Origin of the sequence: Pseudomonas sp. Ag1 (assembly GCF_000278565.1) — a bacterium.
GTDB lineage: Bacteria > Pseudomonadota > Gammaproteobacteria > Pseudomonadales > Pseudomonadaceae > Aquipseudomonas.
Genome location: NZ_AKVH01000084.1, coordinates 1 through 24,796, shown reverse-complemented (window position 1 = coordinate 24,796; position 24,796 = coordinate 1). Strand labels below are relative to the sequence as shown.

Sequence of the window (24,796 nt, the reverse complement as noted above, 5' to 3'; positions counted from 1 at the left end):
GGTCTATCGCCGCGAATTGCCCCCTCTGGCAAAATCCGCAGCATGACTTCTTCGCCCAATCTCGACCAAATGTCCCCCGATCAACTGCGTGCCTTGGCGGCGCAGTTGCTCTCGCAAGTCGAGACCATGAGCAAGAAGATCAACCGCGATAAAACGGTCATGGAGAAACTGACTCACGAGATCGCCCAACTCAAGCGATTGAAGTTTGCCAAGCGTAGCGAGCAGATGAATCCTGAGCAGGCCAGCCTGCTAGATGACCTGATTGATACCGATATCGCGGCGGTTGAAGCAGAGCTTCAGGCGTTGCAAACAGTGCCAACGACTACTGAGAAAAAGCAAAAGCCCAAGCGCACTGCATTGCCGGCAGATTTTCCGCGCACGTTGATCCATCACGAACCGGACAACACTCACTGCCAATGCGGCTGCGCCCTCAAGCGCATCGGCGAGGATGTCAGCGAGAAGCTGGACTATACGCCCGGAGTATTTACCGTCGAACGCCATGTCCGTGGTAAGTGGGTCTGTGATGACTGCGAAACACTGATCCAAGCGCCGGTTCCGGCGCAGGTCATTGATAAGGGCATCCCGACCGCTGGGCTACTTGCCCACGTCATGATCGCCAAGTTTGCCGACCATCTGCCGCTTTACCGTCAGGAATCGATCTTCGGTCGAGCTGGCTTGGCGATTCCACGTTCAACGTTGGCTCAATGGGTTGGCATGACGGGCGTGCAGTTGCAGCCTCTGGTCGATGCGTTGCGTGATGTGGTGCTCGGACAGCAGGTCATCCATGCCGATGAAACACCGGTGCAGATGCTCGCGCCAGGCTCGAAGAAAACCCACCGTTCCTATGTTTGGGTCTACGCCACCAGCCAGTTCTGCGAAACAGCGGCTGTGGTTTACGATTTCAGTCCTAGCCGTGCCGGTGAGCATGCTCGCAACTTCTTGCAAGACTGGAAGGGCAAGCTGGTTTGTGATGACTTCGGCGGCTACAAGGCCAGCTTTGAACTGGGCGTAACCGAGATCGGCTGCATGGCCCATGCACGACGCAAGTTCTTCGAACTGCATGCCACCAACAAGAGCACGCTCGCCGCGCAGGCTCTGCGCTACATCCAGTTGCTTTACGAAATCGAGGGCGAAGCCCGCGACTTGGAGCCGGATTTACGGCACCGAATACGGCAAGAAAAAGCCGTACCGGTGATGGATTTGCTGCATGCCTGGATGATCGCCCAGCGCGATCTCGTGCCCGAAGGTTCGGCTATCAGCAGAGCTTTGGATTACAGCCTGAAACGCTGGGCAGCGCTGTCGCGCTACCTCGATGACGAGGCCATACCCATTGACAACAACTGGGCCGAGAACCAAATCCGTCCATGGGCTCTTGGACGCAAGAACTGGCTCTTTGCAGGGTCGCTACGAAGTGGAAAACGGGCGGCGGCGATCATGAGCTTGATCCAATCTGCGCGTCTCAACGGCCATGATCCGTATGTGTATCTAAAGGATGTTCTAACGCGCCTGCCGACTCAGCGGGCGAGTGAGATTTCAGAGTTGCTACCGCATAGATGGACGCGAGATTAATCAACAAATCCAACCCGCTACGCGGCAAGCTCGATGTAGCTCGACTCCCCACCTCCAGTTGCCCCCGACAACCAGCCCCATACGAAGCTCAAAGTAGTACGTCCTGCGTGATCAACACCTACCGTGCCACGAGACCAACCGGCAAGAATCTCACCGTCCGTAGTCAAGCAATGATAAAGAAGCTCAATGGTATCAGTGCCTGTCACACGTCCTACTTGATTACCCATGCGGATTCGGCCGCCTTGGTAAGTGCCCCAAATGGCATCATCCTCGACATGGTAATGAAATACGGTGCCTGCACCGGATAGCCCATTGGTGTTGCCCGCCACCGTGAATCGGCGATTGTTCAAACGCTCGCTGATTTGAGAACAGAGGATTTCCATGAATGTCGTGTCCTTTAGTCGAGATATTCCATTCCAGCTTTCGCCTGATCTTAAGCTATTTTGTTGCGACTGATGAAGGTGCTGCTTCGGCTAGCTCTGGAGCTGCAAACGACTAGATAAAACGCAAGATGGGTTCACTGTCCGCTTAATTTGGAAATCCGTACTAATTGGAGTTTTATAGATGCGCCCTTTGGCCGAATGTACCCTCGAAAATTTCAAAGATATTCGTTTCGTGCTTACTGACATGGACGAAACCCTGACCTTTAAAGGTCGACTTGCTGCTGAAACGTATAGCGCGCTGGAGCGCCTGCAACGCGCCGACATTCGCGTGATACCGGTTACCGCAGCGCCCGCTGGGTGGTGTGACCAGATGGCACGAATGTGGCCCGTGGATGGTGTGATTGGAGAAAATGGAGGCTTGTTTTTTCGCCGAAGCGAGGATCCTCACCACCTGGAGCGTGACTACTGGCATCAGGGGCAAGCAGCTGAGCTGGCACGGCAGCAGAGGGAATTACTCATATCAACCATCCGCGAACAACTCCCATGGGCTCGGCTGGCCGCAGATCAAAGTTTCAGGCAGACAAGCATTGCCTTCGATATTCCGCACGAAAGTGAAAAACGGCAACAACTGAGTCAGGTGATCATCGAAGCTGGAGCCGAGCACACCTTCAATAACCTGTGGGCTCTTGCCTGGTTTGGAAGCTACGACAAGCTAACTATGGCTCAGCGAATCTTGCGGCAGGTTTATGGTTTGGTAGCTGACCAGGAACAAAGCCAAGTTTTTTACAGTGGTGATTCACTTAATGATGCCCCCATGTTTGGGCACTTCAAACACACCTTAGGTGTCAGCACTATCCATGACTGCCTGGACGAGCTGCCTTTCAAGCCGGCCTGGGTTAGCGCCGGGGCTGGTGGGAGCGGATTTGTCGAAGCCGCAGATGCGATCCTGAAGGGGCGGATCTCATCAAGGAAAAGCATATAAATTCGAAGTCCTGCCTTAGCCGGTAGGAGCTTGCACAGCAGTCTAAAATATGACGAGACTATAGCCCTACAGCTTTGCAGTTGGGAAGGTATCTCGGCTTGACGCTTACATTAACTGTAAGCGGAAGGCGTGTTCGCCATCCGCTTACCGATATCTTGAGAGGCGTGGATGCCTAAAGACAATAGTTGTTGTGAAAATGAGACTTGGCCGTAGAGTAGTCGCCTTTCAAGATGCGATTCATTTTGGCTGTTTCACTCGATCAAATATCCGTTAACGCTTGGCGATTCTTTTCTGATCTGTACGAATCAATGACTGCTGCAACTACGGCTGCGATTTTCCTAGCAAGAAGTGGCGGTACCGCGTTCCCTATCTGTGTGTACTGTTGCGTTCTATTTCCCTCGAAAAAGTAATTGTCAGGGAAAGTTTGCAAGCGGGCCGCTTCGCGGACAGTCAAGCTGCGGCACTGACTTGGATCAGGGTGTATATAGTAGTGGCCATCTTTAGCTATGTGGGCGACAACCGTTGTAGATGGGCCATTTTCCATTTGAACTCTAAAACGGTCACTAAAGGGGACCGATTCAGAGGAAACGTTCTCATGAGCTGGCAGGAGCTGTACTGGGAATTGGTGTATTTTTGGAGAGACGTCGTTCAACTTCGCGTAGCTAGCCGCAAAGATGTATCTATGCAGATCAGATCGCATATGACTTCTTGCCTCATGCTGTAGCACCCCTTTCAGTTTGGAATCGAGGAACCAGTCACGCTGCTTGGCGTTCATTTCTGGAACTACCGTCCAAGGTATGAAAGCTCCGCCGTTCGAGTTAAGCCTCTGTGCTTTAACCGCCGCATCTTTCATGGCATCGATTAACTCACTGCGGCCGGCTACATAGGGCCGTAAAAGCAAGGAACTGGCTTCATCCAGCGCTGATAACCAGGCTTCGAGCGAGTCTCCACCTCTTGAGATCTTGCTCCTGATTGGAGGGAGCCCTGATAAAGCCTGCCCAACTGTAAACACAGTTTTGCTGCGCTCCATTACTAGCTTGTGAGGACTTTCCAATAAGGCGGGACAGTTTGAGGCGACGTCAGAGCGAATCCCAAGCAGGATAACGCGATGTCTAGCTTGCGGAAGGCCGTGACGTTCTGCTTGAATGATAAAGTCGTGTGGATCTGGTTTTTCCACGTCTTTAGGGACGACTAAAGAGCGAATGTTGTACGAGAGATCTCTGGCAGGAGCTGAGAGGTCTTCTAAAATTTGCTGGAATATGTGCGAGCCACTGTGTTTTGAGGACAATATGCCTTTAACATTCTCCATTACGAAGATCGTTGGTTTGAACTCGCGAATAATCCGCAAATACTCTTTATAGAGGAAGTGCTTCTCGTCGCTCTCAAACTCCTCTTGGCTCTCGCGTGTACGACGGGCCCGTCCCGCGACAGAGTATGCTTGGCAAGGCGGTCCGCCAATGAGAACCCAATCTTCAGCGCCAGCCAAGGCTTCCTTGATCCAATTGTCGACTTCGTCCGGCGAAATTTTACCAAGCTCTGCGAGCTTAGCTTCTTGCGCGGCCTCTACGGCTTCTGCCGGGACGTCTGGGTGATTGAAAAGATCTTCACGCGTAATCTCTCCCCGGATGTATTGGTAATAAGCTTCTGGCGCTTCGCCTTTTGGGAACGCGCGAAACAATGCGCGGAGGGATAGTGTGGCGTGAGCGATAGGATCTTTCTCGATCGAGACGCGAAGCTGGAACTTACGCACTCCCTTCTCATGGCCGCCAATTGAAGAGAATCCCTCCCCTAGTCCGCCCGGGCCCGCAAAGAGGTCGATGACCGGGATAGATTCCTTATATTTCATTGATTTAGTCGATGCGCCTGAGACAAAAATAAAAAAAGCGCATTGCAGCGCTCGGGAGAATTGCGGCACCGGAGAGGCACGCATTTATATGCGATAAATGGTAACGGTTCACCAGGTACTCGGCAAGAAATGAACCTCGGAAAGAGGAACTGAGTTTCACCGTATACAGATGCACGGTGGGGCGTGAATTTCGCCTCATTATCCAAGCGACCAATAAATGACTGAAACCTGGCGATTACCAATCTAGCGGAGTATTGGAAACTCTACGTCCGTGAGACGAAGCCCGGTAAGGCCATCGCTCGCGCGTAAGGTGTAGGTCTTGGCGGGCGCGCCCATCCAGTAAAAAGTCTGTATCAATAACTCTAAGTGATGTCCGCATGATGAAATTTATATCCTGGAGTGCAAAAAAGCCCTGAATAGATCAGGGCTTTTTTACACGTTTTAGCTATTCTCAAGCCTAGCAAATTCGCTGGCTCAGGAATCAATCCCAGCTCAACGCACCACCAGTCTGATACTCGATCACACGAGTCTCAAAGAAATTCTTCTCTTTCTTCAAGTCCATGATTTCGCTCATCCACGGGAACGGGTTGGTGGTGCCTGGGTATTCTTCTTTCAAACCAATCTGCGACAGACGACGGTTCGCGATGAACTTGAGGTARTCCTCCATCATCGCCGCRTTCATSCCCARCACCCCACGCGGCATGGTGTCACGCGCRTATTCRATCTCCAGCTGAGTCCCTTGCAGGATCATCTGGGTCGCTTCTTCCTTCATCTCGGCATCCCACAARTGCGGGTTTTCGATTTTGATCTGGTTGATCACATCGATGCCGAAGTTCAGGTGCATCGACTCATCCCGCAGGATGTAYTGGAACTGYTCSGCCACGCCGGTCATTTTGTTGCGACGGCCCATGGACAGGATCTGGGTGAAGCCGCAGTAGAAGAAGATGCCTTCCAGGACGCAGTAGTAGGCGACCAGGTTACGCAGCAGCTCTTTGTCGGTTTCGACGGTGCCGGTTTCGAACTTCGGATCGGAGATCGAACGGGTGTACTTCAAGCCCCARGCMGCYTTYTTSGCGACCGATGGAATCTCGTGGTACATGTTGAAGATCTCGCCTTCATCCATGGCCAGCGATTCGATGCAGTACTGGTAGGCGTGGGTGTGGATCGCTTCTTCGAAGGCCTGGCGCAGGATGTACTGGCGGCACTCCGGGTTGGTGATCAGGCGGTACACGGCCARTACCAGGTTGTTSGCGACCAACGAATCCGCAGTGGAGAAGAAGCCGAGGTTGCGCATCACGATGCGACGTTCGTCGTCGGTCAGGCCTTCCGGRTTTTTCCACAGGGCGATGTCGGCGGTCATGTTGACCTCTTGCGGCATCCAGTGGTTGGCGCAGCCGTCGAGGTAYTTCTGCCAGGCCCAGTCGTACTTGAAAGGTACRAGTTGGTTGAGGTCGGCGCGGCAGTTGATCATGCGCTTTTCGTCAACGGCGACGCGGGCGGCGGAGCCTTCSAGYTCKGCGAGGCCTTCGGCGACGTCGAGTTTGTCGAGGGCGGCCTTGGCCCGGATGATCGCGGCGGAGTCGCTGGCGGTCACGTTGCGGGCTTCAAGGGCGGCAGCAGCGCCGGCGCCGTCGAGGCGGTCCATGTTGGCTTCGGTGGCGTGGCCGGCGTTGGCGCCCCGGATGACTACGTCACCGGTGTCTGGTTGATCTGCTTCATCCCAACTCAGCATTGAATTGCTCCTTCGTGGTCCGTCTGACGGCGTGGGCTTCGATTCACCCAGCGTGTTCAAAAATGTGCGTTTTGCAGGCTTCAAGGCATTGAAATACGGCGCATAGTGTGGTCGGTGCTCAGCGTTCTTGCACACTATGTAGTGGTTGTCTGTGTTTGTGGGCACACTATATGGGGTGTAACAACGATGGTCAACGCACAAGACCTGGCCGATGGTCGCAGGGCCATGACTAAAACTCACAGCCCCATGACTTTTAATGGTTACGGCCGCTACCCGGGCCAGTGCTAAAAATTCGCCAACCAGCTCCCCATAACAAAAAAGAGCGTTTGCGAAATGAAAGCACTTGATCTGTACATCGGCGAAGGCTTCGAAGGCCCAGGCGTCAATGCTGCCCACATCAACATCCTCATCGGCCCGCGCAACGGTCCGGCCGGCCAGGCGTTTGCCAACAGTTTGGCGTCGCCAAGCCAGGGCCATTGCCCGTTCATGGTGATTGCCCAGCCGAACATCCCGGTCAAACCCATGACCCTCTACGTCAACAAGGCCGCCATCGGCAGCGACCTGCACGGCAATGCCACCTGGGGCGCGTCCCAGGCCGGGATCGCCAAGGCGGTGCTCGAAGCCCTGCTCGACGGCACCCTGCCGCCGGAAGCCGAGGACGAGTGGGCGATTGTCACCGCCAACTGGGTCAACCCGGCCTGCGATGACCTGGATGCGGTCTACCTGAACAACTACAACGCCTGCCGCACCGCGATCCGCGCCGCCCTCACAGGCTTGCCGCACACCGCGCAACTGGCGGATGTGGTCAACCACATCAGCAACCCTTTCTACACGCCAAAAGCCTGAGGACATTCCCATGCAATACATCCGTTTGGGCAACTCCGGCCTGCAAGTCTCGCGCCTGTGCCTGGGCACCATGAACATGGGCACCCCGGACTGGAAACCGTGGATCTTCGACGAGAAACAAAGCGAACCCATCGTTGCCCATGCCCTGGCCAACGGTGTCAACTTCATCGACCTGGCGGACTTCTATTCCGCAGGCGTCGGCGAGGAAGTGGTCGGGCGCATCCTCAAGCGCGTTGCGCGCCGTGAAGACATCGTGGTCACCACCAAGGTCGGCTACGGCACCCGCAGCGGCATCAATGCCAGCGGCCATTCGCGCAAGCACATCATGGACAGCATCGACGCCTCCCTGAGCCGCCTTGGCATGGATTACGTCGACGTGTTCATGCTGCATTACTTCGACGTGAACACCCCGGTGGAAGAAACCATGGGCGCCCTCAACGACATCGTGCGTTCCGGCAAGGCGCGCTACATCGGCGTGTCGACCATGCTCACCGGGCAACTGGCAAAAATCCTCATGGCCTGCGAGCGCAACGGCTGGGTCAAGCCGATCAACATGCAGCTGCAACTGAACTGCGCCTACCGCGAGGAAGAGCGCGAGATGATCCCGTTCTGCCGCGACCAGGGCCTGGGCGTGTCGGTGTTCAGCCCGCTGGCCCGTGGCTTGCTCACCGGCGAAGTGCAGTCGACCCGCAACCAGACCGACTTCTTCACCCAGCAGATGTACAGCGACCAGGCGTCGTTCGACATCGCCCACTCGGTGCAACGTGTGGCCCGTGCCCGTGGCGTGTCCAACGCACAGATTGCCCAGGCCTGGGTGGCCAATCATCCGGGTGTGGACGTGATGCTGGTGGGCGCCGACACCACCGCACAATTTGATAGCGCGCTTGCAGCCCTCGACACCCAACTGGATGCCGAAGAACTGCACGAGCTGGAACGCAACTACACGCCGTGCGATGTGATCAACGACTACACCGCCGGCAAACGCATCTTGCGCAGCGCCCGTCCGGGCCTGGACCGTTTTAAGCTGATAGAGGCCGTGGCATGAACCCGCTGATTCGCACAGGCAATTTCATTGATGGCCAATGGTCCAGCGGTGGGCCGGTCTACCCGGTGCGCAACCCGGCCAATGGTGCGCAGATCGCCGAAGTACAACGCGCCGGTGCTGAAGAAACCAACCTAGCCATTGCCGCCGCCAACCGCGCGTTGCCGGCCTGGCGCAAGCTCACCGCCAAGGAGCGCAGCCAGCGCCTCAAGCGCTGGAGCGAGTTGATGCTGAGCAACCAGAAGGACCTGGCCCACCTGCTCAGCCTGGAACAGGGCAAGCCGCTGGCCGAAGCCATGGGCGAAGTGGTCTACGCCGCGAGCTTCCTCGAATGGTTTGCCGAAGAAGCCAAGCGTGCCTATGGCGACGTGATCCCGAGCCACAAGGCCGACGCCCGCATCATCGTGACCAAGGAAGCCATCGGCGTGGTCGCAGCGATCACCCCATGGAATTTCCCCCTGGCCATGGTCACCCGCAAGGTTGGCCCGGCGCTGGCGGCGGGGTGCACGATGATTCTCAAACCGTCGGAAGAAACCCCGCTGTCGGCCTTTGCCCTGGCGGTGTTGGCAGAACAGGCCGGGATTCCGGCGGGCGTGTTCAACATCGTGTCCGGCGATGCCGTGGCCATCGGTGGCGCACTGCAAGCCTCCAGCATTGTGCGCAAGCTGTCCTTCACCGGCTCCACCCGCACCGGCAAGCTGCTGATGCGCCAGGCCGCCGACACCCTGAAAAAGGTCTCCCTGGAACTGGGCGGCAACGCACCCTTTATCGTGTTTGACGATGCCGACCTGGACGCTGCCGTCAAAGGCGCCATGGCTTCCAAGTTTCGCAATACCGGGCAGACCTGCGTCTGCGTCAACCGCTTCTTTATCCAGGACGGTGTGTACGATGCGTTCACCCGCAAGCTGGCCGAAGCGGTCTCTGCGATGCGCGTCGGCAGCGCCCTCGAGGGCGAAACCGAACAAGGCCCGCTGATCAATGCGGCCGCGTTGGCCAAGGTTGAAGCCCACGTCGGCGACGCCCTGGAGAAAGGCGCCAAGCTGCTGTGCGGCGGCCGTCGCCATGCCTTGGGCGGGACGTTCTTCGAACCGACCATCCTCACCGAAGCCCACGGCGAGATGCTGATTGCCCAGGAAGAAACCTTCGGCCCGGTGGCGGCCTGCTTCCGCTTCAAGGACGAAGCCGAAGTGCTGCAACGGGCGAATGACACGCCGTTTGGCTTGTCGGCCTACTTCTACAGCCGCGACATCGGCCGCGTATGGCGCATGGCCGAAGGCCTGGAAGCGGGCATGGTCGGGATCAACGAAGGGATCATCTCCACCGAAGTCGCACCGTTTGGCGGGATCAAGGAGTCGGGCCTGGGCCGTGAAGGTTCCAGGTACGGCCTGGAGGATTACCTGGAGATCAAATACCTTTTGATGGGCGGTCTCTGACCCCATTTACCCAAACAACCCCGATCCAATGTGGGAGCGGGCTTGCTCGCGAAAGCGGTGGGCCTGCCACCACATGCATTGACTGACACACCGCCTTCGCGAGCAAGCCCGCTCCCACAGGGAAATGGGCTTGCCCGCTGTTACTCCGTCAAGAACAAAAATATGGAGAACACCATGTCCACTCAACCCATCAAAATCGACGACCTGCCCATCGGTCGCTTCCACCTTAAAATCGCCGGCCTGACCTTCGGCGCGCACTTCACCGACGGCTATATCCTCGGCCTGATCGGCATTGCCTTCACCTTGCTCAGCCCACAGATGCAACTGGACGCCTTCTGGCAAGGCCTGATCGGCGCCTCGGCCCTGATCGGCTTGTTTATGGGCAGCCTGTTCTTTGGCTGGATCTCCGACACCCTCGGCCGGCAGAAAATCTTCCTGGTCAGCTTCGTCCTGATCACCGTTGCCTCGGTGATGCAGTTCTATGCCGAAACCGCCATGGGCCTGTTCCTCTGCCGGGTGTTGATCGGTATCGGCCTGGGCGGCGACTTCAGCGTCGGCCACGCGATGCTTGCCGAGTTCTCACCCAGGAAACATCGCGGGGTACTGCTGGGCTCCTTCAGCGTGGTGTGGACGGTTGGTTACGTGGCCGCGACCTTTGTCGGCACCGCCATGCTCAGCCTCGGCGATGATGCCTGGCGCTGGATGCTCGCATCGTCGGCAATTCCTGCCGGGCTGATCCTGATCGCGCGCATCGGCACGCCCGAATCGCCGCGCTGGCTGGTCAACCAGGGCCGGATTGCCGAGGCCCGAGCCATCGTCAAGAAACACCTCGGCGAACACGTGGTCCTCGATGAAGAGCCGTCGACGCAAACCCGTTCCGGCTACGGCGTGCTGTTCAGCCGTGAATACCGCAAGCGCACCGCGTTCAACTGCCTGTTCTTCGTGTGCATCGTGATGCCGTACTTCGCCATCTACACCTTCCTGCCGTCGATCCTGCAGAAGATGGGCCTGGCCGAAGGTTTTGGCACCGAGCTGATGCTCAACCTGCTGCTGATCATCGGCGCCTTGATCGGCATCTGGTGCACCGTGAAATTCTCCCGGCGGGGCTTTCTGATCAACTCGTTCATCATCCTGGCGGCGGCGCTGTTCCTGCTGGCGGTATTGCCGGGCAGCATGGCGTGGTTGATGGTGCTGACGTTCGGCGTGTTCACCCTGGTGCTGTCGGCGGTGAGCAACCTGGTGGGCGTATTCCCGGCGGAGAGCTTCCCGACCGAAGTGCGGGCCAGCGGCATCGGCCTTGCCACAGCCGTCAGCCGCCTGGGTTCGGCGGTGAGTACCTTCCTGTTGCCGGTGAGCGTAGCGGGGATCGGCCTGAGCCCGACCATGGGCATCCTCGCCGCTATCCTGGTGCTGGGGGCGATCATCTCCTGGGCCTGGGCGCCGGAAACCAAGGCGTTGACCTTGAGCCAGGCGTGCAAGGCCGAGCCTGCGGTGTCAGGGATTGCTCACCCGGTTCAACCACTGCGTAAACAACCGAACCTTGGATAAACCCTGCTTGTCACTTGCCACATCCAGCCAATAGCCATACGGGCCGATCACCTCCACCGGGGTGATCGGCAGCAGGCTGCCATTCGCCAGTTCGCGCTCGATCATCTGCCGGTCGATCACCGCGAGCCCACCGCCGGCCAGGGCGGTGTGGATCACCTGGTCCAGGGTGCTGAATTCCAGGCCCTGGCCTGCATCGATATCTTCCCGGCCCATGGCCGCCAGCCAGTTCTCCCAAACCTTCAAGCGCTTGCCGTCGTGCAGGATGTGCAGCAGCGGAAAGCGCCGCAGGTCGGGCGGCTGACCGTCGCTGAACAGTTCCGGGCTGGCGACGGCGATGTGGCGTTCCATCACCAACAGTTCACTGCTGCACTGCGTGGCCGCTTCCAGGCCGAAGCGGACCTGGCAGTCGATTTCCGCCAGGCTCGCGTGGGTGTTTTGGTGGGTGACGCTGAGGTTGATGTCCGGGTAACGCTCGCAAAACCGGCGCAGGTGGGCGGACAGCCAGCGGGTGGCCCAGGTGGGCGGGGCGACGATGCGCAGGCGCTGGCGCAGGTTGGGCACGCGCACGGCGTGCAGGGCGCGCTCGATATGGTCGAAGGCGTCGCTCAGGTGCGGGGAGAGGGCGAAGCCGGCTTCGGTCAGGGACAGGCCCTGGGGCGTGCGGATGAAGAGGGCGACGCCGAGGTAGTCTTCCAGTTGTTTGATCTGGCGGCTGACGGCGCCCTGGGTGACGTTGAGGCCCACGGCGGCCTGGCTGAAGCTGCGGTGGCGGGCGACTTCTTCGAAGACACGGAGCATGTTGAGGGAGGGCAGTTGGCGCATGAAATGGATTCCACACCTGTTGTTTTTATGGTGTTTTTGGCGGCCTCTTCGCGAGCAAGCCCGCTCCCACATTTGATCGGCGCCGCGGTCAAAATGTGGGAGCGGGCTTGCTCGCGAAGGCGTCAGTGAAGACGCCGCCTATTTTAGAAGTAGTAGCCAATGTTCATATACAACTGATTCTCCCACTGGTTACTCCCCCCAGCTCCCAAGCTCTCGGTATAGCTGCTCCCACCAATATACGGATCGTTCTTGCCGATCAACCACTCCGTGGCCACCCACAGTTTACTCACCGAAAACGACGTGCCCAGGATCACCCGCTGCGAGGTCTTGAACTGATCCTCGGACTTGTCAAACGCACTGTAGTTGGCATACAGCTTAACGCCGCTGACCTGGTCAAACAGGTACTTGCCGCCCACGTCGTAGCTCAAGTCCGCCACATACAGATTGCCGCGGCTGGCCACGTTGAACGTGCCGTCATACCCGCCCAGGGTCACCACGCTGTCGGTGCCCGGGTTGCGCGGCGACATCTGCTGGCGTGCCGCCTGCAATTGCACGCCCCACGGGCCGTTCTTGCCCAGGTAGTGGATCGCCACCGCGTTGCGCCGGCCATCGTCGTTGGTGTCCTTGTTCTCCAGGGTGGAGGTCAGGCCGGACAGCCCGACTTCCGATTTCCATCCGCCCAGATCCATGGCCTTGGCCACCCGCACCACCACGGTGTTGCGTTCCTGGTTGTTGCTGCCGTCGCCCACGTAGCTGTCGGCCTCGGAGATCACGCTGGAGTAGGTCACGCCCTTGCTCGTGCCTTTGCCTTGCCACGCCGGGCGCAGGTAGTAACCGGCCTGGATGTTCCAGTCGCCGCTTTGCTGGATGTACTTGGCGCCCACCTGCTGCACATCTTCCAGGCCGATCACGTTGCCCAGGGTTTCGTAGAAGGTGCTGCCGAAGTACGGCTGCAAGCCAAACGGCACGGTGTTCAGGCCCACTTGCACCTGCTGGTCGGGGTTGAACTTGTAGCCCACCCAGGCGAACTTGGCGAACTGGATATCGCCGTAGTTCTTGGTGTACTGGTACGGGTAGGAGCGCCCGTAGAAACGGTACTGCGCTTCGCCGATCCAGGTGTCGGAATTGTACTTGGCGCTGAGGTACGCGGTGTCGAGGCCGAACTTCTGGATGTCGCGATCCGGGTCGTAGTCCCAACGGGCGCGCACGGCGCCGCCGAGGTCGAGGTTGTCGGTGACTTGAATGGCCATGGCCGGTGCCGCAAGGGCGCCAAGCACAGGGACCAGAGCGATGTAACGGAAGGTTGGTCGCATGGTTTTGCTCTCGTTATTGGTTATTTTTTGGCAACAGCAGCCCCTTGCCGCAACGAACGCTGCGACGCGGGGTAAAGGGTTGACTCAGTATGCTTGCGGGCGAATCAGCCGCAGCGGCGGGCCGGCGGCGGGCAGCTCCGAGGCGCCGGGGGCGGCGGCCAGCAAGGTCTGGGTGTAGGTGTTCCGGGGGCGCAGCAGCACTTGCTCGGCAGTGCCGTACTCGACGACTTCGCCCTGGCGCATCACCGCGATGTAGTCGCTGATCTGCGCCGCCACCCGCAGGTCGTGGGTGATGAACAGGATGCTCAGGTTCAGGCGCTGCTGCAGTTCGGCCAGCAGTTCCAGCACCTGTTTCTGCACCGAGACATCCAGGGCCGACACGCTCTCATCGGCGATCAACACTTCCGGGCGCATCGCCAGGGCGCGGGCAATGCCGATGCGCTGGCGCTGGCCGCCGGAGAACTGCCGGGGCTTGCGCTTGAGGGCGTCGCGCTTGAGGCCCACCTGTTCCAGCAAATCTCCGGCTTCAGCCCACGCATCCTTGGCCGACAACCCGCGCAATTGCGCGGCGCGGGCGATGATGTCGCCCACCCGGTGCCGAGGATTGAGCGAGCCATACGGGTCCTGGAAAATCATCTGGATGCGCCGACGATTCGCCGCCAGCGCCGAGCCGCGCAGGGCCAGGAAGTCGGTGTCACCGACCCATACGTGGCCGCTGTCGCTGTCCACCAGGCGGATCGCGGCTTTCACCAACGTGCTTTTGCCCGAACCGGACTCGCCGACAATCGCCAGCGTCTTGCCCCGTGGCAGTTGCAGCGAGACATTGCGCAAGGCCGCCACCGAGCTGCCGCCGACGGTGTAGGTCTTGGTCAGGTGCTCGATGCGCAATGCCAGCTCGCCGTCGGCACTCGGCTTGTGCAGCTCCGGGTGCAGCGCCGGCACGGCCGCAATCAGCTTGCGGGTGTAGGCGTGGGCCGGGGCATTCAGCACCTGGTCGCGCTCGCCGATTTCCACCAGCCGGCCGCCTTCCATCACCGCGATACGGTCGGCAATCTGCGCCACCACGCCGAAGTCATGGGTGATAAACAGAATGCCGTGTTGCCCGCGGCCGCGCAGCTCGCGCACCAGCTTCAGCACCTGCGCCTGGGTGGTCACGTCCAGCGCCGTGGTGGGCTCGTCGGCGATCAGCAGATCCGGGTTCATCGCCAGCGCCATGGCAATCACCACCCGCTGGCACTGGCCGCCAGACAATTGGTGCGCAAAGCTGTTGGCGATGCGTGGCGGGTCCGGTAGTTGGGTGGATTCCAGCAGCGCCAACATGCGCTCGCGACGCTCCGCCGCCGGCATCTGCGGTGCGTGAATATCGAAGATCTCTTCCACTTGCTTGCCAATGCGAATCGCCGGGTTCAGCGCCGCCATGGGCTCCTGGAAAATCATCGCGATACGGTTGCCCCGCAGCTGGCGCAAACGCTCTTCGTCGAGGGTGCAAATGTCATCGCCGAGGAAGTCGATCACGCCTTCGGTATGCCGCAAACCCTTGGCATAGTCGCCCATGATCGCCGCCGACAGCACGGACTTGCCGGAGCCGGACTCGCCGATCACGCAGAGGATTTCGCCCTTGCGCACCTCCAGGCTGATGCCTTGCACCGCGTGGCTGCGGTCGGCGCCGGCGGGCAATTCGATGGACAGGTTCTGCACCCGCAGTACTTGCGTGTGGTTCATGCTCAACTCCTTGCGCCTTTCTGGGCGTGTTCATCCAGGCCGTCCGCCAACAGGCTCAGGCCCAGCATCAGGGTGGAGATGGCGATGCACGGGAAGATCACCAGGTGCGGGAAGGCGATGGCCATGGCGCGGCCGTCATTGATCATGCCGCCCCAGTCCGGTGTGGGCGGCGGCAGCCCGAGTCCCAGGAAGCCGAGGGCGCCGATCATGATCGCGGTGTAGCCGATGCGCAGGCAGAAATCGACAATCAGCGGCCCGCCGCAGTTGGGCAGGATTTCCACCAGCATGATCCGCAGCGAGCCTTCGCCCTGGGTGATGGCGCTGAGCACGTAGTCTCGCGAGCGGATGTCGATGGTCAGGGCGCGCATGATCCGGAAGATCGCCGGTGCGCTGGTGAAGGTCACCGCAATCAGGATATTCAGCGCCGAAGCACCGAGGGCGATGATGATCACGATGTACAACACCAGCACCGGGAACGACAGCACCGTGTCGGCCACATACGACAGCACGCTGTCGACCCAGCCGTTGAAGTAGCCGGCGCACAGGCCCATGGCGATGCCCACGGCAAACGCGGTGAGCGTGGCGAGGATCGACCAGAACAGCACGGTGCGGGTGCCCCAGATCAGCCGCGAGAGAATGTCGCGGCCAATCATGTCGGTGCCCAGCAGGAAGCTCTGGCCGTTGTCGCCGACGGTCATTGGCGTCAGTAAGGGCGTGAAGCTTTCCAGCGGATCATGGGGCGCGATCCACGGTGCGAACAGCGCGATCACCACCCAGCCGCCCACCAGCAGCAGGCCGAGCAATGCCAAGGGATGTTTGAACGAGTGCAGCAGGTTCATTGGGCACCTCCGCCGAGGCTGCGCAGGGTGATGCGCGGGTTGAGCCAGGTGTAGGCCAGGTCCGAGAAGATCTTGGTGATGCCCACCACCACGGCACTGACCATCGCGCAGGCTTCGATCAGGTACACGTCATGGTTCAGCGAGGCGGTGTACAGCAGCGAGCCGAAGCCCTTGTAGGCGAAGAACACTTCCACCACGATCACGTTCGACAGCAGCCACGGGATGTACAGCATGATCACCGTGACCGGCGCGATCAGCACATTGCGCAGGGTATGCCGCAGCACAATGCGTGAGGTCGACGCCCCCTTGAGCCGCGCCGTGCGGATGTACGGCGCCTGCATCACTTCCACCATCGAGGCCCGGGTGATGCGCGCCAGGTAACCGATGCCGAACAGGCACAGCACCATCAGTGGCAGCACCAATTGCACGACGCTGAAGCCTTCGCTCATGCTGCTCACACCGGGCAGCCAGTTAAGCCAGAACACAAAGATCGCCGAGACGAAAACCGCGCTGGCGAAGTCGGGAATCGAGGTGGTGACGATCGACAGGAACGACACCAGGCGGTCCAGCGCCGAGCCCTGGCGAATCCCGGCCAGAACGCCGAGGGTCAACGCCACCGGCACCATCACCAGCAAGGCCAGGCCGGCCAGGGTCAGGGTTTGCGCAAGGTTCGGCAGCAGCAGCTTGATCACTGATTCGCGAAAGTACACCGAGGTGCCCCAGTCGCCGCTGACAAAGTCCTTGAGCCACACCAGGTAGCGCCACACAAAGGGTTGGTTATAGCCATGTTCCACCAGCCACGCGGCGCGCTGGTCGGCGGCGGAGTAGGGGCCGAGGACGTTGATCGCCACGTCTTCGATATTCAGTTCCAGGGCCAGGAACACGATCAATGACACCGACAGCAGGGTCGCCACCAGCGCCAATAACTTGCGCATCAGAAAATGAGCCATGGGTGCATGCTCCGACTGTTCAAGGGATGCCTGCCCGTGTGCGGGCAGGGAGGAGGGCGTGCGCTAAATCAAGCGCTCATCCACACACTGTCCATCGGGTAGAAGTCGGAAGGGTGCACCTGGAAGCCCTGGACCTTTTTGCTCACGGCGGTGAACTTGTCGCCCCAGAACGGCTGCACGATCACGCAGGCGTCCTGCAGGATACGTTCGACATCTTCCATCGCCCCGGCGCGCTGTTTCGGGTCGATGATGCCCATGGCCTTGTCCAGCGCGGCATCAAACGCCGGGTCGCTGTAATGGCTTTCGTTCCAGGCACCACCGCCACGGTAGGCCAGTTCCAGGGACATTACGCCCAGCGGGCGGTGGGCCCAGTAGGTCAGGCTGAAGGCGGCCTTGTCCCAGATCGGCCAGTACTGTGCAGCAGGGATCACCTTGAGGTTGATGCGGATCCCGGCTTCCAGGCAGTTCTGTTGCAGGATCTGCGCGCAGTCCTGTTCATAGCGGCCCTGGGTGTTGCCGACGATCAGGTCAATGTCGATGCCGTTGGGGAAGCCGGCTTCGGCCAGCAGCTTCTTGGCCGCCGCCACGTCGCGGTTGCGTTTGGGCAGCGGGAAATATTCGGGGTGGGAAGGCGCCACATGATGGTCTTCGCCGAGGGTGCCCATGCCGCGATAGGCGATCTTCAGCATCTGCGCGTTGTCGGCGCACAGCACCACCGCCTTGCGGATGCGCAGGTCGGTGAACGGTTTCTGGTCGCAGGCCATGCGCATCACCACGGTTTGCGCCGACTTGCAGGTCAGCAACTGGGCCCCGGGCAAGCGCTTGGCCAGGTCCAGTTCAGCCACCGTCACGCGGTAAAGCACGTCGACTTGCCCGGCTTGCAGGGCGGCGAGGTGGGTGGACACGTCGGTGCCCATGTCGATGTAGCGCAACTCGTCAAGGTTGGCTGGTTTGCCCCAGTAGTCGGCGCGCTTGGCGAAGGTCGCCTGCTTGTTCACGGCGAATGAAACCAGCTTGAACGGCCCGGTGCCCAGCGGGTTTTTCGCCCAGTCGTCACCGGCCTTGAAGCTACGGTGCACGATGGCGCAGGTGAAGGCGTTGAGCATCTCCGGGATCGCCAGGATCGGCCGCTTGAGCACCAGGCGGAACTGGAACTCGCTGACTTTTTCGAAGGCCTTGATGTCCTGGAACGCGGTGCGGTTCACCGACTTGGAATCGGCGGCGATCCAGCGTTCGATATTGTGCTGCACGTCGTCGACGTTGAAGGTGTCGCCGTTGCTCCACTTCACGTTCTGGCGCAGGTTGAAGGTCCAGGTAGCGAGGTCTTCCGACGGGCTCCAGCTCTCGGCGAGGTAAGGGTGGGTGATGTTGTCGGCGTCGACCCAGGTCAGGTATTCCACCGAGTTGCGCAGCAGGTTCGAGGCTTCGATCCAGGTGATCAGCATCGGGTCCTGGATTTCCTGGATCGCGCAGGCAAACCGCAGGCTGCCGCCCTGGCGTGGCTCGGCGGCCTGGGCGTCATTGCCCAGCAGTGCGGAACCGAGAAAGGTGCTGGCACTGGCGACGGTGATGCCCAGCAGCGCGGCCGTGCGCAGGAATTGGCGGCGGTTGATTTCGCCGCTTTGCACTTGGGCACACAGATCATTTACGGCTGGATGCGGCGCGGCGCCGTCCAGGGTAGTCAATTCTTTCATAAGCCTCTCCGGTACTTGCGAATATGCGTTTTTTTGTTGAACCGCAAGGGTCAATGGCAAGCGCCGCGAAGGCGCGACCGTGACCGCTGTGAAGCCGGCAGAAGAACAAGGCGCAACGAAGTCGGGAGGGTGGCAATGGGACAGGACATAGGGCAGCTCTCATGTTGTTTTTATTAGAGATGCCCGCAGTTTTGTCATTTGCGCAAAGATCGACAAACGACAAATTCTGCGTTGGAACGTTCTATAAACGCATGTTACATATCGCTCCCCACCGACCGATCGTTCCCACGCTCTGCGTGGGAATGCCGCCCCGGACGTTCCGCGTCCCCTCTGCGAAACGGTGACGCAGAGCGTCACGGGATGCATTCCCACGCAGAGCGTGGGAACGATCAGTACCTCAACAAGCGCGGGTCGAACGGGTAGTCGGAGAGCAACTCGATGCCGTGTTCGTGGATGTAGATCTGCTCTTCGAGCTTGACCCCTTCGCCGCCGTCGTCGTGGCCGATGTAGCTTTCAACGCAGATGGTCATGCCGGCTTCGAACACGCCGTCGTAGCCCAGGGCATCAATGTCTTCGCGATGCACCACGTAGGGGTATTCACCGGTCATGCCAACCCCGTGCACCAGGGCGAAGTAACGGTTGTTTTTGTAATGCTCGGGAATCTTCCAGGCCAGTTCCGCGTACTCCTTGAAACTGCGCCCGGCCTTGAGCATTTCCATGTTGGTCTGCACTTGCTCGTAGGCCAGTTTGTACAGCTCCTGCTGCTTGGCGGTGGCGGCTTGTTCACCGCACAGGAAGGTCCGCGAGAAGTCGGCGTAGTAGCCGAAACGCCCGACCACGTCAGTGTCCAGCGCTACCAGGTCGCCGGCTTCGATGGGCCGGGTGCTGCACTCCTGGAACCACGGGTTGGTGCGTGGGCCGGAGGACAGCAGGCGGGTCTCGACGTAATCACCGTCGGTGGCGATCACGTGCTGGTGCAGGTGCGACCACAGCTCGTTCTCGCTGATGCCGGGGGTGAGTTTGCTTTCCATCAGGCGCACCCCGGCTTCAGTGGCACGCAGGCTGGCGCGGATCATCTTGAGTTCGTTCGGCACCTTGATGCAGCGCGCACGTTCCAGCGGTTCCTGGGCATCAAATATCTGATAGCCGAGCTTTTGCAGTTCGAAGGCCGCAGCGGAGGTGGCGCTTTCAATGGCGATGCGTTTGCCGCCGCCGCATTTGCGCACCAGCTCATCGATTTCCGCGGCCCAGTCGGCGGTGACATTGCCCAGGAAACTTTCGCAGAAGTAATAGGAGATGGCTTTGGCCGGGCGCACTTCATCGACGGTGTTGAGGGTTTCGGCCAGGTGCAGGCAGCCGCCGAACTCGAACACCACCACCGGGCCTTCTGCCGGGATAAACGCATAGCGGGCCGGGTTGCGCGCCGAGTACACCTGCATGTTGCGTGAGCCGGTGGCGTAGCGCATGTGGGTAGGGTCGAACAGTACGCAGGCGGCGTAGTCGCGTTTTTTCAGCTCGTTGCGTACCCGTTGCAGACGGTCCAACTGGATCTGCTGGATCTCGTCATGGGTAGGTTCGCAGTCAGCGGGGTTGCGGTTGGGGCCGGACAGACTCATAGGGTGTTCCTCGCAGGGCAAATACGGTTTCAAGGTTTCTTGGGTGTGAATCAGTCGAGCAACTGGTCGCTGCGGACCAGGTTGCGTTCGGCTTGCAGATGGGCTTCGGACAGGCGTCCGTAAAGCTGCTTGGTGCGCTGGGCACGGCCAATGATTCCGGGCTTTTCGGAGTAGGCGAAGATCGCCGTGTTGCGCTCGGTGGCGCCTTCCACGCGGGTCACCCGGTGCACCGAAAAACGCCCTTTGAATATCTGCAAATCGCCGGGATTCAGCTCCAGTTCCTGCACCCGCGAACGGTCCTCGCCACGCACCACCTTGCCGACGGCGCCGAGGTTCTCCTGGGTGCGCGAGCGAATCATCGGCGCGTACTCGAACAGGCCGCCGGCCTCGGGCTTCTGGGTCATCATGCTGACGATGAATTCGTTGGTATCGAAGTGCCAGGGCTGCTCGGTGCCGTCCGGCATCACGTTGATCACCAGCCCGGCGAACGGGTCGGCGTACTCGAAGATTTCCGGCTCATTCAGGCAGGCACCGATAAAGCGTTTCATCATCGGCGACACGTACAGCCGGTGGATGATCGCGTCCGGGGCGATCATGTCGCGGGTCACAAAGCCGCTGGTGCGCTCCATGAACGTGCGGCGCGGGTCATCGTGGGGCAGGGAGGTGTCGTCCTCGGTGAAGTAGGCGTTGACCTTGCGCACCGAATAAAACGTCTTGCCCGACAGCGCCAAACCTTCCAGGCGCGCCTGCTCAAGCGCTGCGGGGCGCAGGAAGTTCTTCAGCAGGCAGCAGCCGTCTTCGGCCAGTTCGGCCCGGGCGTGTTCGATCAGGGCCTGTAATTGAACATGGCCCGAATCATGTATGGGATACAGCTCGGTATTAATAATGTCGCTGATATCGCCCACTTCAGCGTCAGCAAGTTGAAGGCTCATGCAAGACTCCCGGAACTATCAGTTGGTGTTTTTTGGCTGACCCGATAGTTGCTGAACGAGGTGCAAAGTGGAAATTACAAGTTGTGATCGAATCCATCGGCGAGGGCGATAGTTATGTCGGGCGAACTGGATGGCACCCTGCTTAAAGTGTTTGTGGCAATTATCGAGTGCCAGGGGTTTTCGGCGGCCGCCGAGCGCCTGCACAAGACCCAATCCACCGTCAGCCAGAGCCTGCAACGCCTGGAAGACATCGTCGGCACGCCACTGATCCGCCGTACCAGCCGCTCGGTGGGCCTGACCCCCGGTGGCGAAACCTTTTTGATCTACGCCCGGCAGATCCTCAAGCTGCACAGCGAGGCCGTCAGCGCCGCGCAATTGCCCAATGAACAGGTGTGTATCCACCTCGGCATGCCCGAGGACTACGCCGAGTACTGCCTGGGCGGGATGCTCAAGGACTTCCAGGCGCAGTTCTCCCAGGTACGGCCCGATGTGTGCTGCGAGATGTCGACGGCCCTGGTGGGGCGCCTGCAACGGGGCGAGCTGGACCTGGTGCTGGGGGTGGAACACTCAGGTTTGCAGAGCGGGGAATACCTGTGCGACGAGCCGTTGGTGTGGGTCGCGGCGCCCAGCTGGAGTTGCGTGGGGCGTCAGTCGGTGCCGTTGGCGGTGTACGCCGAGGGCTGCGCGTTCCGTGCGAACGCCGTGCAGGCGCTGGCCCAGTCCGGGCGTTCGTGGCAGGTGGTTTACACCAGCCAAAGCCCGCGCGGCATTGCGATTGCGATCGAGCAGGGCTTGTCGGTGGGCGTGATGGCGCGGCGCCTGGTGCCACCCGACTGGCAGATTCTGGAGGAGCGCCAGGGCTTCCCGCCGATTGCCCCGGCGCGCCTGATGTTCTGGCGTTCAGCCGGTTGCCAGGTGCCGGAAGTGGATGCCCTGGTGGAGATTCTGCGCCGGCAACTGGGCCACTCAGGGCATCTGGGCGGCCAGCGCTTCACGGGTGTGTCGCTGGGCCATGCGCTTGAGCAATAACAGGCTGGCCAACACCCAGGCCGCGATCCAGCCGTGCACCACCGCAAATTCGCCAGTGACTTGCAGCAGCCAGCCGCACAAGGCATTGCCGGTGGCACTCGCCAGGCCGTAGCTGACCATGCTCAGGCTCACCACTTGCAGGCTGTGCACCGGGCTGAGCCGGGCACCGACGTAGGCGGCCATCAAGCCCCAACACGGGAAATAGAACAGCGCGAACAGCCCGGCCGCCAGCCAGCTCAGTACCAGGCTCGGGTGCCCGAGCAAGCCGAGCATGCTCAGACCAAACGCGCCGATACTCAGGGCCATCACCCGCAACGCCCCCCAACGATCTGCCAGCGTGCCCAGCAGCAAGCCGCCGATCACACCGCCGATCCCGATCAGCGTCCACATCGAGCCGGTGACGGAAGCGCTGGCCTGTAGCTGCTCGCTGACGAACGCCGACAGGAAATTCAGAAACGGCCCGCTGATGGCGCCGATAAACGCGCTGAGCAAGACGATCTGCATTGCCACCGGTTGTGCCATGCACAACTTCAGCCATTGGCGCAGCACTTGGTTCAGCGCCGGCGCCATGGTCTCGCGTGGTGTCGGTTGCTTGATCGGGGCCAGTGCCCACAGGGTCAACAGCGTGACAACCAGCGTCAACCCGGCGCAGATCAGCCAGAACTGGCGCAACGACAACCCCTGCAACAGCGCGATCAACAGCCCGTTCAAGCACAGCGCAAAGGCTGAGCCCGAGGACGCCAGCCCCAGCACCCGGCTGCGATGTGTAGTCGGGATCACCTCTTGAGCGAGGGCCGAAATCGCGTTCCAGTTCGACACCGCGCACGCCGACACCAGTGCCAGGCACAGGGCAAACGGCAGCACCCACGGCGTGGCGACGGCCAGGGCCAGCAGGGCGGGGCTGAGGACGATGGTCAGGCGCACCATATTGCGCGGGCTGATCCACGCCGCCGCCAGGCCGCTGGCAATCGAGGCGCCCATGTAGAACAGCTGCAACAACGCGGCGATCAATGCGGCCTGGCTGTAGCTGAGCTCAAAGGCCAGGCGGATCTGCGGCAACAGCGCCGAATACAGGAACACACTGAAACCGTGGGTGGTGGCGTTGCAGGCGGTAAACACCAGTGCCAGCAAGCCAATACTTCGCCGGGATGAAACGGGTGCGTTGGACATGGCGATGACTCGATAAGTTAATCGCGAAAGAGAGGGGCGAAGTTACAGGAAATACATCGGCAGACTAGCGTTTATAGTCTGGCGACGACCAATGCTTAATTGTCTTAGTGTGCATGCGTTATACGCAGGCTATTTATTCGTGAGCGACGGTCTGTAGCGATAAACGACACTTTCAGCGGTTGCGACGATTAATTGTTTGTCAGGCTGGGGTGCTACCGCTGACCCAATACAAAAAGGTATGTTGTGCAGGTTATTTCCCCTGTGCTCCCGAGTGTCGTCCATGAAACGCAAAATGCCCGGTCTCAACGCCCTCAAAGCTTTCGAAGTCGCCGGCAGTACCGGCAGTTTTACCCGGGCCGCCGAGCTGTTGAACGTCACGCAGAGTGCGGTCAGCCGCCAGGTGCGCCAGCTTGAAGAACAGTTGGGCGAGGCCCTGCTGGAGCGTCGTCACCATCACCTGGAATTGACCAGTGCCGGGCGGGTATTGCTGCGGGCGTTGCACCAGTCGTTCGACAAGATCGAGCTGACGGTGCGCAGTATCCAGCAGAAGTCCCATGCCAATCGACTGCACATCAATGCGCCGCCGACGTTTACCAATCGTTGGTTGATGCCGCGGTTGGGGCGCTTGCGCGAGCAGCATCCGGAGTTGGAGTTGAGCATTACCACGCGGTTGCAGGACAGCCTGGCGGAGACCAGTACGCTGGATTGTGCGATTCGGTTTGGCGATGGGGAATGGGATGGGTTGGACAGCTCGCTGTTGATTCAGGAGCGGCATATCGCGGTGTGTGCGCCGTCGTTGTATGCCCGGGAGTGGAGTGACGGGATTGATCTGAATCGCATGACGCTGCTGCATGTGCTGGCGCGGGAGGATCAGCGGTATCTGACGTGGAAGCATTGGCTGGATGCGGCGCGGATCAGTGGGGTTGATATCGAAGGGGGGTATGAGTTTGACCTGCTGGATTTGGCGATTCGGGCGGCGATCGATGGGTTGGGGATTACCATTGCGGATTGGCATATGGTCGCTTCGGAGTTGGCCAGTGGGCAGTTGACGCAGGTGCTGAATGTGCATGTGGAGGGGCATCAGTCGTATTGGCTGGTGACCCGACCGGAGCAGACGGATACGCCGCAGTTGCAGGTGTTTGCGCAGTGGCTGCAGGAGGAGATTTGGTTGGCTCAGCGGCAGTTGGAACCTTCTTTGGCGGCTGTTTGATTCGGTGTACATATCCGTTATTTAGGTAACGGCGACTTATGGTTCCGCTCTTACAGCGGSTCACTTTTGAASAGCGCAAAAGTAAGCAAAACGCTCTTGCCCCACCACTCGGCACCTC

At 60.0% G+C, this 24,796-nt stretch carries 20 protein-coding genes; 8 read left to right on the top strand and 12 right to left on the bottom strand.

Features of this window, described 5'->3' with window-relative positions; all coding sequences use genetic code 11:
* Positions 1–42 precede the first annotated feature (42 nt).
* Complete coding sequence (tnpC, locus tag A462_RS23805; RefSeq protein WP_008432901.1) at positions 43–1,569, top strand: IS66 family transposase; 1,527 nt, start codon at positions 43–45, stop codon at positions 1,567–1,569.
* Positions 1,570–1,586: 17 nt separating this feature from the next.
* On the opposite strand, the gene A462_RS33160 is transcribed toward tnpC, so the two are convergent.
* A complete protein-coding gene (locus tag A462_RS33160; RefSeq protein ID WP_083853187.1) occupies positions 1,587–1,952 on the bottom strand; it encodes a hypothetical protein in 366 nt (121 codons plus the stop codon).
* A 181-nt stretch (positions 1,953–2,133) separates the two neighbouring features.
* Between A462_RS33160 and A462_RS23810 the strand changes: the two genes are divergently transcribed.
* Complete coding sequence (locus tag A462_RS23810) at positions 2,134–2,934, top strand: HAD-IIB family hydrolase (protein ID WP_008432899.1); 801 nt, start codon at positions 2,134–2,136, stop codon at positions 2,932–2,934.
* Between the two features lie 259 nt (positions 2,935–3,193).
* On the opposite strand, the gene A462_RS23815 is transcribed toward A462_RS23810, so the two are convergent.
* Together A462_RS23815 and A462_RS23820 are read right to left on the bottom strand one after the other, a co-directional pair.
* The gene (locus tag A462_RS23815) at positions 3,194–4,864 is read right to left on the bottom strand and encodes a DNA cytosine methyltransferase (protein WP_238544219.1); all 1,671 of its coding nucleotides are present in this window, start codon (positions 4,862–4,864) and stop codon (positions 3,194–3,196) included.
* A 397-nt stretch (positions 4,865–5,261) separates the two neighbouring features.
* Positions 5,262–6,512, bottom strand: a complete 1,251-nt coding sequence (locus tag A462_RS23820; protein ID WP_008432895.1) for a ribonucleotide-diphosphate reductase subunit beta — start codon at positions 6,510–6,512, stop codon at positions 5,262–5,264.
* A 333-nt stretch (positions 6,513–6,845) separates the two neighbouring features.
* On the opposite strand from A462_RS23820, the gene fae reads away from it, so the two are divergent.
* The 4 genes from fae (at position 6,846) to A462_RS23840 (ending at position 11,381) form a co-directional block, all read left to right on the top strand.
* Positions 6,846–7,358: a formaldehyde-activating enzyme gene (gene fae / locus A462_RS23825; protein ID WP_003212394.1), complete on the top strand. Its 513-nt coding sequence runs from the start codon at positions 6,846–6,848 to the stop codon at positions 7,356–7,358.
* A gap of 10 nt (positions 7,359–7,368) precedes the next feature.
* Entirely contained in the window at positions 7,369–8,403 is a 1,035-nt protein-coding gene (locus A462_RS23830; protein WP_003212397.1) for an aldo/keto reductase, read from the top strand.
* Positions 8,400–9,833: an NAD-dependent succinate-semialdehyde dehydrogenase gene (locus A462_RS23835; protein ID WP_008432891.1), complete on the top strand. Its 1,434-nt coding sequence runs from the start codon at positions 8,400–8,402 to the stop codon at positions 9,831–9,833. The genes A462_RS23830 and A462_RS23835 overlap by 4 nt, the downstream gene beginning before the upstream one ends.
* A gap of 174 nt (positions 9,834–10,007) precedes the next feature.
* Positions 10,008–11,381, top strand: coding sequence for an MFS transporter (locus tag A462_RS23840; protein ID WP_023658895.1), 1,374 nt, complete (start codon positions 10,008–10,010; stop codon positions 11,379–11,381).
* On the opposite strand, the gene A462_RS23845 is transcribed toward A462_RS23840, so the two are convergent.
* From A462_RS23845 to A462_RS23880, 8 genes are all read right to left on the bottom strand, one after another.
* Positions 11,328–12,203 carry a LysR substrate-binding domain-containing protein gene (locus A462_RS23845; RefSeq protein ID WP_008432889.1) on the bottom strand — a complete coding sequence of 292 codons (876 nt, stop codon included), beginning with the start codon at positions 12,201–12,203 and terminating at the stop codon, positions 11,328–11,330. The genes A462_RS23840 and A462_RS23845 overlap by 54 nt on opposite strands.
* Positions 12,204–12,346: 143 nt before the next feature.
* Entirely contained in the window at positions 12,347–13,516 is a 1,170-nt protein-coding gene (locus tag A462_RS23850; RefSeq protein WP_003218578.1) for a hypothetical protein, read from the bottom strand.
* An 84-nt stretch (positions 13,517–13,600) separates the two neighbouring features.
* On the bottom strand, positions 13,601–15,238 hold the full coding sequence (locus tag A462_RS23855; protein ID WP_008432887.1) for a dipeptide ABC transporter ATP-binding protein: 1,638 nt from the start codon (positions 15,236–15,238) through the stop codon (positions 13,601–13,603).
* 2 nt (positions 15,239–15,240) lie between these two features.
* Positions 15,241–16,077 carry an ABC transporter permease gene (locus A462_RS23860; protein ID WP_003218574.1) on the bottom strand — a complete coding sequence of 279 codons (837 nt, stop codon included), beginning with the start codon at positions 16,075–16,077 and terminating at the stop codon, positions 15,241–15,243.
* Positions 16,074–17,027 (bottom strand): ABC transporter permease, encoded by a 954-nt coding sequence (locus A462_RS23865; RefSeq protein WP_008432886.1) that lies wholly within the window; start codon positions 17,025–17,027, stop codon positions 16,074–16,076. The genes A462_RS23860 and A462_RS23865 overlap by 4 nt, the downstream gene beginning before the upstream one ends.
* A gap of 68 nt (positions 17,028–17,095) precedes the next feature.
* On the bottom strand, positions 17,096–18,721 hold the full coding sequence (locus A462_RS23870; protein ID WP_008432884.1) for an ABC transporter substrate-binding protein: 1,626 nt from the start codon (positions 18,719–18,721) through the stop codon (positions 17,096–17,098).
* A gap of 389 nt (positions 18,722–19,110) precedes the next feature.
* Positions 19,111–20,337 (bottom strand): M24 family metallopeptidase, encoded by a 1,227-nt coding sequence (locus tag A462_RS23875; RefSeq protein WP_003218567.1) that lies wholly within the window; start codon positions 20,335–20,337, stop codon positions 19,111–19,113.
* Between the two features lie 50 nt (positions 20,338–20,387).
* Entirely contained in the window at positions 20,388–21,269 is an 882-nt protein-coding gene (locus A462_RS23880; protein WP_008432881.1) for a HalD/BesD family halogenase, read from the bottom strand.
* 114 nt (positions 21,270–21,383) lie between these two features.
* On the opposite strand from A462_RS23880, the gene A462_RS23885 reads away from it, so the two are divergent.
* Positions 21,384–22,298: a LysR family transcriptional regulator gene (locus A462_RS23885; RefSeq protein ID WP_008432880.1), complete on the top strand. Its 915-nt coding sequence runs from the start codon at positions 21,384–21,386 to the stop codon at positions 22,296–22,298.
* Here the strand turns inward: A462_RS23885 and A462_RS23890 are convergent.
* Positions 22,236–23,468: an MFS transporter gene (locus A462_RS23890; protein WP_023658894.1), complete on the bottom strand. Its 1,233-nt coding sequence runs from the start codon at positions 23,466–23,468 to the stop codon at positions 22,236–22,238. The two genes, A462_RS23885 and A462_RS23890, sit on opposite strands and share 63 nt — an antisense overlap.
* Before the next feature lie 280 nt (positions 23,469–23,748).
* Here A462_RS23890 and A462_RS23895 point away from each other — a divergent pair, with 280 nt between their 5' ends.
* A complete protein-coding gene (locus tag A462_RS23895; RefSeq protein WP_032899060.1) occupies positions 23,749–24,678 on the top strand; it encodes a LysR substrate-binding domain-containing protein in 930 nt (309 codons plus the stop codon).
* The last annotated feature ends 118 nt before the right edge of the window (positions 24,679–24,796 follow it).

Excerpts from the sequence above, each read along its gene's own strand:
- A462_RS23850 (WP_003218578.1), bottom strand. The coding sequence starts at position 13,516 with ATGCGACCAACCTTCCGTTACATCGCTCTGGTCCCTGTGCTTGGCGCC.
- A462_RS23890 (WP_023658894.1), bottom strand. The coding sequence starts at position 23,468 with ATGTCCAACGCACCCGTTTCATCCCGGCGAAGTATTGGCTTGCTGGCA.
- A462_RS23860 (WP_003218574.1), bottom strand. The coding sequence starts at position 16,077 with ATGAACCTGCTGCACTCGTTCAAACATCCCTTGGCATTGCTCGGCCTG.
- A462_RS23865 (WP_008432886.1), bottom strand. The coding sequence starts at position 17,027 with ATGGCTCATTTTCTGATGCGCAAGTTATTGGCGCTGGTGGCGACCCTG.
- A462_RS23855 (WP_008432887.1), bottom strand. The coding sequence starts at position 15,238 with ATGAACCACACGCAAGTACTGCGGGTGCAGAACCTGTCCATCGAATTG.
- fae (WP_003212394.1), top strand. The coding sequence starts at position 6,846 with ATGAAAGCACTTGATCTGTACATCGGCGAAGGCTTCGAAGGCCCAGGC.
- A462_RS23845 (WP_008432889.1), bottom strand. The coding sequence starts at position 12,203 with ATGCGCCAACTGCCCTCCCTCAACATGCTCCGTGTCTTCGAAGAAGTC.
- A462_RS23880 (WP_008432881.1), bottom strand. The coding sequence starts at position 21,269 with ATGAGCCTTCAACTTGCTGACGCTGAAGTGGGCGATATCAGCGACATT.
- tnpC (WP_008432901.1), top strand. The coding sequence starts at position 43 with ATGACTTCTTCGCCCAATCTCGACCAAATGTCCCCCGATCAACTGCGT.
- A462_RS23830 (WP_003212397.1), top strand. The coding sequence starts at position 7,369 with ATGCAATACATCCGTTTGGGCAACTCCGGCCTGCAAGTCTCGCGCCTG.
- A462_RS23815 (WP_238544219.1), bottom strand. The coding sequence starts at position 4,864 with ATGCGTGCCTCTCCGGTGCCGCAATTCTCCCGAGCGCTGCAATGCGCT.
- A462_RS23810 (WP_008432899.1), top strand. The coding sequence starts at position 2,134 with ATGCGCCCTTTGGCCGAATGTACCCTCGAAAATTTCAAAGATATTCGT.
- A462_RS23895 (WP_032899060.1), top strand. The coding sequence starts at position 23,749 with ATGAAACGCAAAATGCCCGGTCTCAACGCCCTCAAAGCTTTCGAAGTC.
- A462_RS23875 (WP_003218567.1), bottom strand. The coding sequence starts at position 20,337 with ATGAGTCTGTCCGGCCCCAACCGCAACCCCGCTGACTGCGAACCTACC.
- A462_RS23835 (WP_008432891.1), top strand. The coding sequence starts at position 8,400 with ATGAACCCGCTGATTCGCACAGGCAATTTCATTGATGGCCAATGGTCC.
- A462_RS33160 (WP_083853187.1), bottom strand. The coding sequence starts at position 1,952 with ATGGAAATCCTCTGTTCTCAAATCAGCGAGCGTTTGAACAATCGCCGA.
- A462_RS23885 (WP_008432880.1), top strand. The coding sequence starts at position 21,384 with ATGTCGGGCGAACTGGATGGCACCCTGCTTAAAGTGTTTGTGGCAATT.
- A462_RS23870 (WP_008432884.1), bottom strand. The coding sequence starts at position 18,721 with ATGAAAGAATTGACTACCCTGGACGGCGCCGCGCCGCATCCAGCCGTA.
- A462_RS23840 (WP_023658895.1), top strand. The coding sequence starts at position 10,008 with ATGTCCACTCAACCCATCAAAATCGACGACCTGCCCATCGGTCGCTTC.